This window comes from Aquitalea aquatica (assembly GCF_013911085.1).
Taxonomy (GTDB): domain Bacteria; phylum Pseudomonadota; class Gammaproteobacteria; order Burkholderiales; family Chromobacteriaceae; genus Aquitalea; species Aquitalea aquatica.
Genome location: NZ_JACERN010000024.1, coordinates 191,734 through 203,066, shown reverse-complemented (window position 1 = coordinate 203,066; position 11,333 = coordinate 191,734). Strand labels below are relative to the sequence as shown.

The following is an 11,333-nucleotide window of genomic DNA, read 5'->3' as shown; positions in this document are numbered from 1 at the left end:
GGTTCGAGTCCCGTCCACTCCGCCAACAGTTTAAAAGTAGTAACCCTTTTCGGGCGTTTAGCTCAGTTGGTAGAGCGTCTGCCTTACAAGCAGAATGTCGGCGGTTCGACTCCGTCAACGCCCACCAGGTTGGAGTGGTAGTTCAGTTGGTTAGAATACCGGCCTGTCACGCCGGGGGTCGCGGGTTCGAGTCCCGTCCACTCCGCCAACAGTTTACAAAGCAGTAACCCTTTTCGGGCGTTTAGCTCAGTTGGTAGAGCGTCTGCCTTACAAGCAGAATGTCGGCGGTTCGACTCCGTCAACGCCCACCAAGGTTTGGAGTGGTAGTTCAGTTGGTTAGAATACCGGCCTGTCACGCCGGGGGTCGCGGGTTCGAGTCCCGTCCACTCCGCCAACAGTTTAAAAGTAGTAACCCTTTTCGGGCGTTTAGCTCAGTTGGTAGAGCGTCTGCCTTACAAGCAGAATGTCGGCGGTTCGACTCCGTCAACGCCCACCAAGGTTGGAGTGGTAGTTCAGTTGGTTAGAATACCGGCCTGTCACGCCGGGGGTCGCGGGTTCGAGTCCCGTCCACTCCGCCAATATCAAAAAAAGCAGCCATAGGCTGCTTTTTTGCATTTGCATTCACTACCTCCCACAACGCCCCCACCAAGACCAGACACCCATTTTGATGCGCGCCATCCATCGCAATACCATGAGCGGGCCCCCTTCCCCAGCAGGAGCACGAGATTCACACAGAGAGGCCCAATCAGCCATTGACACAAAAAAACCCGACAGTGTCGGGTTCTATTGCGTCACGCCGCATTACAGAAGCTTGACTACTGGCACTACAATCCAGCCAAACGGGCTGCTATTGTTGGCTCAGCTCAATCCTTGCGCATGGCCAGCCAGAGCTGCATGACAATAACGCCGACAAAAAACACCGCCACCCAGAAAGGCATCGCCTGCCCCAGGAAAGTCCAATCCACCTTGGCGCACTCACCACTCCCCTTGAACACCTTGGAAAGCACATCCCATAGCGGCGAAGTTTCCATCAGATAATCCAGCCCAGGCCCACACGCTGGTACCTGATCCTCCGGCAAGCTCTGCAACCACAACTGCCGCACAGAAACCGCACCTCCCGCCAGCGCAGCCAACACACCAAGGCCGGCCCACACGCGATAGCCACCACGACCTGGATTATGCAGAGCTGCCAGCAGGGCAATCAGACCAACCGCAATGACACCAACGCGCTGGAAAATACACAGCGGACAAGGCTCCAACTGCAAGACATACTGCGAATACAGGGCAAAACCCATGGCGGCGGCGCAGCCGGCTGCCACCAGAAAGAACCCTTGTCGGCGCGATAAACGAATACTCACAACATCCCCTTGTTTATGTTTTAGGCTGAAATACAAAAGCTCTGAGATTTTGCTACAGACTCAAAGTTCCAGAAATTGCTTAATGGCTTCGCGCTGATTCAGCGCATCCTTGTAACCCAGCGCAATCAGCGCGCGGCAATAACCCGGCTCAAACAGCAAATATGTCGCCAGTGTCATGCCGCGTTGGCGCGTACCGCCCGCCCCCTTCATCAGAAAGCGCAATACTGGCGGGAATTCGTGCGCGTACTGGTAGGCGATGCTTTCCAGCGACTTGCTGGGATTCAGCATGAAAATATCCACCTGCTTGAGGCTGGTTTGCGTACACAGCTCCTGATTCCCCTCCAGCAAAGAAACCGTGTGATTCACCCGCAACAAGCGCTCCATATCCATTGACATGCTATCGGTGAAGACACTATTGAGCAGATGGCCGAATATTTGCGCCGGACTGGGTGCCGCACCAGTCGTGCGGCGCTCAACCCCTGTCGGTCGTTGACTACTCAGGCCAACAATAAACAGCTTTTGTGCGCCCAAATGCAAGGCCGGCGACAAGGGCGTCATCTGCCGAATCGCCCCATCGCAATAGTGCAGCTTGCCAATCTGGGTCGAGGGAAAGATCAGCGGAATGGCAGAAGTGGCCATCAGATGATCCAGCGAGATTTTCTCACGTACGCCCAAACGCTGATGGCGGGACCATTCATTAATGCCGGCCTGCCCCTCAAAAAAGGTTACCGACATGCCGGTACTGAAGCAGGATGCGGTCAGGGCCAGCGCCTGCAGGGCATTCTGCTCCAGCGAATCCTGAATACCATCCAGTGGCATGGTACGGGCCAGAAAATCGCGCAATGGCGCATTATCCAGAAAGCTGCGCGGATTACGCCAGCCCCGCCCACCGGTAGCGATGGAAATGCCGAAATGGAAAAAGGTCTTGAGAAAATAACTTAGGCTGGCATCGTAAACGTTATTGATGTGCAACTGCTTCCACATCTGCGCCAGATAGCGCACCGCCTGACGATAATTCCCCGCACCGGCAGCCACTGCCACAGCATTGATCGCACCAGCCGAAGTGCCGCAGATAATGGGAAAGGGATTGCGCTCCGGCTCCGGCAGCAGGCGCGAAATAGCCAGCAATACGCCTGCCTGATAAGCAGCGCGGGCACCGCCTCCCGACAGTACCAGTCCGATCTTGCTCTTCCCCGCCATCTTGCACCTCGCTGTGGATGCATTATCTGTTGTTATAGGCATAGTCGGAAAACGGCTGCTCTGACAAGCAGCCACACCACATTGGCCTAATAACTTGTTTACGCTCTGCGCGGCTCGGGCGACCCTGTGAAAAGTCATTCAACATGCTCATGGACACCGTGTCCATTACGCTTTTTCATGCCCTTTCGCCTTGCCCGACCTATCGTTCAGCAGGTCGTAAACCGGCTCTCAGCCTTCGCCCGCCACCGTCATCGTCTCGATCAACACCGAGCCCATCACCTTGCCACCACGCGCCAGCGTATCCGTACCCACTGCCACCATGTGCTGGAACATTTCGCGCAGATTACCGGCAATGGTGATTTCTTCCACAGGGTAGGCGATCACGCCATTTTCCACCCAGAAGCCGGCCGCCCCACGCGAATAATCGCCGGTGACGGTATTGATGCCATGCCCCAGTAGCTCAGTAACCAGCAGGCCGGTTCCGACCTGCTGTAGCAACTCGTCGAAACTTTCGCCCGTACTATGCACCAGCAGATTATGCGGACCGCCAGCATTGCCGGTAGTTTGCAAACCCAGCTTGCGTGCCGAGTAACTGGCCAGCATATAGCCCTGCAACACCCCCTGATCAATCAGTCGGCGCGCAGAGGTTTCCACCCCCTCGCCATCAAAAGCACCGCTCGACATACCACGCAATACAAACGGATCCTCATCAACCGTGATATTGGGATGGAAAATCTGCTGCCCCTGACAATCCAGCAAGAAAGAAGACTTGCGATACAAATTGCCACCACTGATGGCCGATACCAGGTGACCCAACAAGGATGCAGCCACCGGTGCCTCGAACAGCACCGGGTACTGCCCGGTCTTCACTCTGCGAGCAGACAACCGACGCACTGCCCGCTCACCGGCGATACGGCCGATCTTGAGCGGGTCGTCCAGATCTGCAGGGTGACGCGCAGCCGAATACCAGTAATCGCGCTGCATCGAGCCGCCCTCTTCTGCCACTACCGCAGCAGAAATGCTGTGACGACTGCCGGGATAGCCGGCAAGAAAACCATGGCTGTTGGCATAGATGAAATGACTGGCCTGAGCCGACACCGAAGCGCCTTCCGAATTGCGGATGCGCGCATCCACAGCCCTGGCTGCGTCTTCACACTGGAGCGCCAGCTCAATCGCCTGTTCAACGGGCAGACTCCAGGGATGGAACAGGTCAAGATCGGGAAAATCAGTAGCCAGCAATTGCCGGTCCGCCAGCCCGGAGCACTCGTCCTCAGCGGTAAAGCGCGCAATATCCAGCGCAGCCTTCACCGTATCCTGCAGCGCCACATCGGAAAAATCAGAGGTACTGGCATGGCCTTTTTTCTGCCCCAGATACACGGTGACCGATACACCCTTGTCCTGGTTGTACTCGATGGTTTCCACCTCGCCCAGGCGCACGCTGACCGTCTGGCCCAGCCCTTCGGAAACATCGGTCTCGGCGGCAGAAGCCCCATGCTGCTGCGCCAGTTCCAGTACACGACTGGCGATGCCTGCTAATACGTCTTTGCTGAAACTGAATGTGTTGTCTGCCAATGTCTTATCTACCATGATGTATTTTGCCTTGCCGATGCGGCGATGCAGCCCACCACCACCGCCTCAGACGTGTTTGCACGGGAAGCGACACGTCTTTTCCGGTATCATACCAGCCTTGAAAACCGTAGAGACTTTTGAACGATGACTGATTACCAGGACGACAGCCTGCCTGACGGCATGATCAGCAAGTCCCAGCGCAAACGCGACATGGACGCGCTGCAGGATCTGGGCAAGGAGCTGGTCGAACTCTCCAAGGATACGCTGAAGAAAATGCAGCTGCCGGAGGATTTGCTGACTGCCATTCTGGACTACAAACGCTTTACCGCCCATGGCGCACTGCGCCGCCAGTTGCAGTATATCGGCAAGCTGATGCGCGACATCGATGCAGAACCGATCCGCCAGTATCTGCTGGTGATCAAGGGCGAATCATCCGAGCACATCGCCTGGCAACATTTGCTAGAGCGCTGGCGCGAACGCCTGATGAGCGATGACAAGATGTCGGCCGCCTTCATCAACGACTTCCCCGGCACCGACCCGCAGCAGTTGCGCACACTGATTCGTAATGCGCGTAAGGAACAGGCCGAGAACAAGCCGCCCAAATCCTTCCGCCTGCTGTTCCAGCTGATCAAGCAAGCCATCCCGGAGCCTGGCAAACCTCGCCAACAGGCAGATAGCGCCGAGGATGATGCTTATGGAGAAGATGAGTAATGCTGAAAATCGGTCTGGTATCGGTATCTGATCGCGCCAGTAGCGGCATATACCAGGACCAGGGCATTCCTGCCCTGCAAGACTGGCTGAGCCAAGCGCTGGCCAGCCAGTTTGCCACCGTCACCCGGCTGATTCCGGACGAACAGGCCGAAATCGAGGCAACCCTGCGCCAGCTGGTGGACGAAGAAGGCTGCCATCTGGTGCTGACGACAGGCGGCACCGGCCCGGCTCCGCGCGATGTCACCCCGGATGCCACCCTGGCCGTGGCTGACCGCGAAATGCCTGGCTTTGGCGAGCAAATGCGCCAGATCAGCCTGCGCTTTGTGCCGACGGCCATCCTGTCGCGCCAGGTCGGCGTCATTCGCAAAAGCACGCTAATCCTCAACCTGCCCGGCCAGCCCAAGGCGATCAAGGAAACACTGGAAGGACTGAAAAGCGAACAGGGTGAAACTCTGGTTTCCGGCATCTTCGCTGCGGTCCCCTACTGCCTCGACCTGATCGGCGGCCCATATGTCGAAACCGTGCCGCAGGTAGTCAAGGCTTTCCGCCCCAAGTCGGCACAGAAACCCGCCTCGGCCTGATGTCCTACCGCGCTCCGGCATGGCTGCCAGACGGTCATAGCCAAACCATCTGGCCAGCCTTGATGCTACGCACGCCACGACCACGCTATCGTCGCGAGCAGTGGCCGACCCCGGATGGTGCCAGCATTGCGCTGGATTTTGTCGATGGCAGCCCAGGCAGCCCGCTGGTCGTACTGTTTCATGGCCTGGAAGGCAGCAGTGACAGCCATTACGCCCGCGCCTTGATGCAAGCAGTAGCTGCACGTGGCTGGCATGGCGTCGTACCGCACTTTCGCGGCTGCGGCGGCATGGACAATCCTTTGCCACGCGCCTATCACGCCGGCGATGCGGCAGAAATCCGCTGGATACTGCAACGCTTGGCACTCAGTTATCCGGCAATGGCGGCAGCGGCGGTGTCACTCGGGGGCAGCATGCTGCTGAACTACCTGGCTGAAGAAGGCCCATCCGCCCTTCCCCGTGCCGCAGCCGCCATCTCTGCCCCGCTGGATCTGGTAGCTGCCAGCACCCGACTGGACCGGGGGCTGGGCAAGCTGCTCTATACCCGCATGTTCATGAATACCCTCAAGCCCAAGGCACTGGCCACCTTGCGCCAGCATCCGGGACTCTTTGACGCCAAGCGGGTGCGCCGCGCGCGCACCTTTGTCGAATTTGATGATGTCGTCACCGCGCCGCTGCACGGCTATGGTTCGGCACTCAATTACTGGCAACGCGCCAGCAGCAAGCCACGTCTGCGGCAAATCAGCTGCCCGACGCTGATACTGAATGCCCGCAATGACCCCTTCCTGCCCGCATCTGCCCTGCCCACTCTAGCCGACGTAAGTCCGGCCGTGGAGCTGGACTTCCCGCCGCATGGTGGCCATGTCGGCTTTGTCAGCGGGCGTTTTCCCGGCCATATCCACTGGCTGCCACAGCGTCTGCTCGACTTCTTCCTGCCCCATCTGCAAAACAGCAGCAGCCAGGCAACAAACCCGCTAGCCAAACCTTAGCGTCAGCCGCCCATCGAGACGACTCCGCTAAACCAGGCAACTGCGGCAAGATTGCCAAAGCCGGCACAGTTCTGCATGATGTCCGTTTTGGCTGAACGCATTACCACAGGCTTACAGAATGTCCGACATCCTCAATACCATCGTCGCCACCAAGCATCAGGAAGTGTCTGCTGCCCTGCAAACCCGCCCACTGGCTGAAGTACGCCGTGCGGCCGAACTGCGTGCTACCGACAAACGCGACTTTGTCGCCGCCATCCGTGCCAAGCATGTGTTGGGCCAGCCGGCGGTGATTGCCGAAATCAAGAAAGCCAGCCCGAGCAAGGGCGTGATTCGTGCCGACTTCGACCCGGCCGCCATCGCCGCCAGCTATGCAACAGCAGGTGCAGCCTGCCTGTCGGTACTGACTGACAAACAGTATTTCCAGGGCGATGCCGCCTATCTGGAAGCTGCCCGTGCCGCCTGCCATTTGCCGGTGCTGCGCAAGGATTTCATGGTCGACGAGTATCAGCTGTACGAAGCCCGCGCCATGGGTGCCGACTGCATCCTGCTGATTGCCGCCGCCCTGCCGCTGGCGCAGATGCGCGATTTTGAAGCCCTGTCACGCGAGCTGGGCATGGCAGTACTGGTCGAAGTCCACAATGAGGAAGAGCTGGAACAGGCCCTGCAGCTGGATACCGAGCTGATCGGCGTCAATAACCGCAATCTGCGCACTTTTGAAGTCAGCCTGACCACCACGCTCAAACTGCTGCCTGGTATCAGCAACGGCCGTATCGCAGTGACTGAAAGTGGCATCCTCACCGCCGATGACGTGCGCCTGATGCGCAGCCATCAGGTTCACAGCTTTCTGGTGGGTGAAGCCTTCATGCGCCAAGACGACCCGGGCGCAGCACTAGCCGGGCTATTCTTTCCGCAAGACTAAAGCTGGCCTTCCCCGTAGACCGCCACAGCAAAACGGCCACCGAAGCGGTGGCCGTTTTGTATTCACATCTGCAATTTCAATAATCCGCACCCAGATAGACATAGCCGCTGAGTTTGCCATTCTTGGCATTGCCCACACCCAGGAAGAATGGGCCAAAAATGGTATCTGCCGCCAGGAACACCGACCCAGCAGGGATCCATTGGGTTGTGTGGCCATCGAAGGGATTACCCCACACGCGCCCCACCTCGCCCGACACCCCGGCATACAGGCCGCTACCCAAGGCCGATGGCAGCGACGATGCGCGCCAGTACACCATCAGCCGTGACAAGGCCACTTTCTCGCCCAGCAACTCACCAGCCTGATAACCAGTCAGGTTCAAAAAGCCCCCCAGCGACTCCAAGCGGTAGTCATCCGGCTTGCGATTGACAATGCCACGTGCCTTGCCAGTGAGCCGGAATGTCAGGTCGCCAAAGGTTTTCACCCCCTCCACCACCGCATCATAGTCGCGACTGGCGGTATAGCTACCCATGGCTGGCAAGGACGAGGTCAGTACGGCATTCATGAAATACCCAGATCGCGGCCAACGCGGATTGTCAAACTGGTCAATCACCAATTTGCCACGCACCCCAGCATAGCTGTGATTGACCGTACCACTCAGCAATGCGGAATCGCCCAATGACAGATAGCTCCCTACCCGCGAATCAAACAGCCCAAGACGCAGCTCACCATACCGCCCCAGCACGGTACCGACATCGGCATTGAACATGGTGATATCGTTGCTCACTTCAGCATATTTTATGTGATTGTCATCATAAAATGACAAAGGCTGTTGGTGGTAGCTGAGGGAAACCGCCGCAAACAAGGGGCTGTCATACGACCATGGCTGATACAGCTCGGTCTTGAACAGCTTATCCTTACCAATGACCATCTCGTTACGCCACGAACCACCAGCTGGATTCAGCCAGTTACGCTGGTGCGCCGCCAGAAAGCTGAAGTTGGAATCCCCAGGCGTCGAACTATTGAGGCTCAGCCCGAAATGTACCGTATTGGGGCCAATATTCTTTTCCAACGGCATGACGGTCATGATGTTCCGCCCATTGCGGGAGTCGATGGCATAACTCAGCTGATCATAATCGCCAGCAGCAAACAACTCGCGCAGCTTTTCACGGACATCATCAACCGCCTGCTCACCCTTCATGCCCGCCACACTGTTTGCCAAGCCATTGGCATTGACAAAGCGGCTGTCCGATTTAACCTGGACATCGTCCACCACGGGATAGGCCGGCAACTTCAAGCGCTCACGCCATGCCGCATAACGCTCGGCACTGACAGAAAAACGCTTCAGCGCCTGCTCCTGAGCCAGCGCGGCTGCTTTGCCACGCTGCATGATGCCCTGGTTTTCCACAAAATCGGCAGCGTTATAGCCTTTCAAATCCGGGCGGATCAACACATCATCAGCGTGCAGCAAAGCCATCTGCTCCCTGACATTACGACTGACCATCAGATTTGACGTTTGCGCCACCACATCAAACAGACTGTTGATCTGGTCCTTTTTCAACGGCGGTGTGCCGACATCCACCACAATCAGATGCCGTGCACATTGCCGCGCATCCTGAATCGGCAGGTTGCGCGCCAAGCCGCCATCAATCAGCAGCCGGCCATCGATTTCCACCAAATCAAACAAGCCTGGCACCGCCATGCTAGCCCGTAAAGCCTCAGCCAACGGGCCCTTGTCGAACACCACTGCCTCGCCATTGACCAAATCTGTGGCCACCGCCCGGAAAGGAATGGGCAGCTTTTCGAAGGTATCAAGCTGACGATCACGAGTGAGTTTGCGGATGAACATCTCGATTTCCTGCGAATTGATGGCACTGCGCGGTACACGCAACTGCCCATCCTGCAGGCCAAAGGTCACATCAAGATAGTTTTTGTAATCATCACGCTTCTTGTCATAGGGAATATCGGTGCGTGGGAGGCGCCCGGACAGCATCTGATCCCAATTGGCATCGCGAAAATCTGCAGCCATCTGATCCAGATCCAAGCCGTTGGCATACATGCCACCCACCAGCGCACCCGCACTGGTACCAGCAATACAGCGAATGGGAATATGCAGGCGCTGCAATTCGCGCAGCACCCCCAGATGCGCAAAGCCGCGCGCGCCTCCGCCGCCCAGCACCACCCCCACCCCTTCGTCATCGGCCAGTTCGAAAGCACGAGCCTGCGGCACGGCGACGAATAGTGGCAGCGCCAGAATCAGCAATTTGAGCGAAAATTTCAAAATTCTTTTTGTACAAGGATGCATATTCAGTAAAAAACGGAAATTTACTATTTCACCTAAGCTGCACGGTGACGTAAGATATAGTGACATACATTCGACAAAACATAGAGCCCAATAAAGCTTAAGGCACAATGTTCGATTTTAAATCTCTGGTCAGTTCCCTGCTCACTAAAAACTCCCTGGCATCCGGTATCGCTCAATCTGCGACCATGCTGGTGAGAGATTTGCCGCAGGCAGAATACTTTACTGCCCTGGTTGAAATCATCAAGGCCGTCTCCAAGATCAACGCGGATACCGATATCCCGTTGAAGGAGCGCATCAAGACCCTGGTCTATGTCGATGACAAGGCCCACAACATTCATCACCAGTTGTGCCAGGACTTTCTGGCTGCCGCCCCCGGCAGCAAAAACTACCTGCCCACCATTCTGGCTTTCTGGCATGAGCTGGCCAACGCCTACCAGATTTGCCTGCGCCTGTATCAGGCCTCTCCCAACAATGCCATGGAAGCCGACATCCGGCTGATCACGGCGCGTGGCCTGCATCACCAGATGCGGCTGATTGCCTGGAACTCGCTGCGTTATCTGAAGCCGGAAGGCTCTGTCTGGCAGCAGGGTTTCCGGTTCTACATGCAGGCGGAGGATGCCGGCGTTGCCCGCACTCCGCTCATGCTGTACCCCGACTCCTCTGTCGAAGTCAGCTGTGAACAACTGCTATTGCAGGGCTGCATGTTGTATCTGGCACAGACTGACAATATGCTGCACCGCGAGATCATCGCAGTCGACCAGATGATGATGCCGCTAAGCCAGGGCATACGCCTGGAAAAACAGGCTCCGGCACAAGAGCCGGTATTTGTCATCAACCTGAGCATGCCAGAGCACCCGCAGCCCCTGCTGCGCGGCATGGCCGGCAAATGGCTGCGCTACTGGTCAACCGGCGATCTAACCAGTCGCCTGGCTGACCTGATGTTCGACCTCGACCGTACCATCCCAGCCTCGCTCAGAGCGCTGGATGCCAAACTGGAGCGGGAAGAGTGGCTGGCCTTGTGTGAAAAGCTGGCCGTTCGCTGGTCTGATGATGGCGGCAAATCGCTACGCAAATCCGAACGCTCCTTGCACAGCTCCAATGCCCAAGTCACCATCGGCTTCGAGCGCGCAGCATTTACCATCAAAATTCAGGATATTGAAAGCAGCCAGACCACGCCAACTCAGGACTGGAAAGTCAACGACATCAGCAGCAGTGGCATGGGGCTGACCTTCGTCGGCAAGAGCGTGGAGCAACTGGCCATCGGCCGGCTGGTACTGGTAAAGACTGAAAGCCACCCCTTACTGCTGGGAGCCATCCGTCGGATTCTGCGCCAGCAAAATGGCACCAAGGTTGGCATAGAAATTCTGGGACAGAGTCCAGTCGGCGTATCGCTGAGTGACCCGGCAGGCAATCGCGACCAGCCCGTCACCGCGATTTACATTACCCAGCCCAACTCACGCAAGAGCCAGCGCTGGTTCCTGATGCCCAAGCCACTCGCCGAGCCGGGCCGTGAGCAGGTCCTCACCGCACAGGGCAAGTCCTATCTGATTCGCCTGAAAAATCCGCAGCAAGAATTTGAAGATTGCTGCAATAGCGATTTCGACACCTTGTCCAAAGTGGACTGACAGCACAGTCATGCTGTTCATACTGGCCAGCGCTTAAAGAGCAGCATAAGGTAAAGCAAACAAAACGCCCGCAATCGCGGGC

At 57.2% G+C, this 11,333-nt stretch carries 9 protein-coding genes and 6 tRNA genes; 11 read left to right on the top strand and 4 right to left on the bottom strand.

Annotation, left to right across the window (positions count from 1 at the left end; genetic code table 11):
* Positions 1 to 51 precede the first annotated feature (51 nt).
* From H2Z84_RS09550 to H2Z84_RS09525, 6 genes are all read left to right on the top strand, one after another.
* Positions 52 to 127 (top strand) — tRNA-Val (locus tag H2Z84_RS09550).
* Positions 128 to 131: 4 nt separating this feature from the next.
* Positions 132 to 208: transfer RNA gene (locus tag H2Z84_RS09545), tRNA-Asp, on the top strand.
* 27 nt (positions 209 to 235) lie between these two features.
* Positions 236 to 311: transfer RNA gene (locus tag H2Z84_RS09540), tRNA-Val, on the top strand.
* Positions 312 to 317: 6 nt separating this feature from the next.
* Positions 318 to 394 (top strand) — tRNA-Asp (locus H2Z84_RS09535).
* Between the two features lie 26 nt (positions 395 to 420).
* A tRNA-Val gene (locus H2Z84_RS09530) sits at positions 421 to 496 on the top strand.
* 5 nt (positions 497 to 501) lie between these two features.
* Positions 502 to 578: transfer RNA gene (locus H2Z84_RS09525), tRNA-Asp, on the top strand.
* 285 nt (positions 579 to 863) lie between these two features.
* Here H2Z84_RS09525 and H2Z84_RS09520 read toward each other — a convergent pair.
* The 3 genes from H2Z84_RS09520 to pmbA form a co-directional block, all read right to left on the bottom strand.
* On the bottom strand, positions 864 to 1,358 hold the full coding sequence (locus tag H2Z84_RS09520) for a disulfide bond formation protein B (protein WP_309545464.1): 495 nt from the start codon (positions 1,356 to 1,358) through the stop codon (positions 864 to 866).
* 60 nt (positions 1,359 to 1,418) lie between these two features.
* On the bottom strand, positions 1,419 to 2,558 hold the full coding sequence (locus H2Z84_RS09515) for a patatin-like phospholipase family protein (RefSeq protein ID WP_181835780.1): 1,140 nt from the start codon (positions 2,556 to 2,558) through the stop codon (positions 1,419 to 1,421).
* Positions 2,559 to 2,786: 228 nt separating this feature from the next.
* Positions 2,787 to 4,145, bottom strand: a complete 1,359-nt coding sequence (pmbA, locus tag H2Z84_RS09510) for a metalloprotease PmbA (RefSeq protein WP_181835779.1) — start codon at positions 4,143 to 4,145, stop codon at positions 2,787 to 2,789.
* 126 nt (positions 4,146 to 4,271) lie between these two features.
* Here pmbA and yjgA point away from each other — a divergent pair, with 126 nt between their 5' ends.
* The 4 genes from yjgA to trpC all read left to right on the top strand — a co-directional run bounded on the left by yjgA (position 4,272) and on the right by trpC (position 7,324).
* Complete coding sequence (gene yjgA / locus H2Z84_RS09505) at positions 4,272 to 4,838, top strand: ribosome biogenesis factor YjgA (protein WP_181835778.1); 567 nt, start codon at positions 4,272 to 4,274, stop codon at positions 4,836 to 4,838.
* Positions 4,838 to 5,419 (top strand): molybdopterin adenylyltransferase, encoded by a 582-nt coding sequence (gene mog, locus H2Z84_RS09500; protein WP_181835777.1) that lies wholly within the window; start codon positions 4,838 to 4,840, stop codon positions 5,417 to 5,419. Before yjgA ends, mog begins: the two co-directional genes overlap by 1 nt.
* Positions 5,419 to 6,405: a YheT family hydrolase gene (locus H2Z84_RS09495; protein ID WP_181835776.1), complete on the top strand. Its 987-nt coding sequence runs from the start codon at positions 5,419 to 5,421 to the stop codon at positions 6,403 to 6,405. The genes mog and H2Z84_RS09495 overlap by 1 nt, the downstream gene beginning before the upstream one ends.
* Positions 6,406 to 6,523: 118 nt before the next feature.
* Positions 6,524 to 7,324, top strand: a complete 801-nt coding sequence (gene trpC, locus H2Z84_RS09490) for an indole-3-glycerol phosphate synthase TrpC (protein ID WP_181835775.1) — start codon at positions 6,524 to 6,526, stop codon at positions 7,322 to 7,324.
* A gap of 76 nt (positions 7,325 to 7,400) precedes the next feature.
* Here trpC and H2Z84_RS09485 read toward each other — a convergent pair whose 3' ends face one another.
* Positions 7,401 to 9,602, bottom strand: a complete 2,202-nt coding sequence (locus tag H2Z84_RS09485) for a patatin-like phospholipase family protein (protein ID WP_181835774.1) — start codon at positions 9,600 to 9,602, stop codon at positions 7,401 to 7,403.
* A 209-nt stretch (positions 9,603 to 9,811) separates the two neighbouring features.
* Here H2Z84_RS09485 and H2Z84_RS09480 point away from each other — a divergent pair, with 209 nt between their 5' ends.
* Complete coding sequence (locus H2Z84_RS09480) at positions 9,812 to 11,251, top strand: cyclic-di-GMP receptor FimW-related protein (RefSeq protein ID WP_258869352.1); 1,440 nt, start codon at positions 9,812 to 9,814, stop codon at positions 11,249 to 11,251.
* Positions 11,252 to 11,333 lie beyond the last annotated feature (82 nt).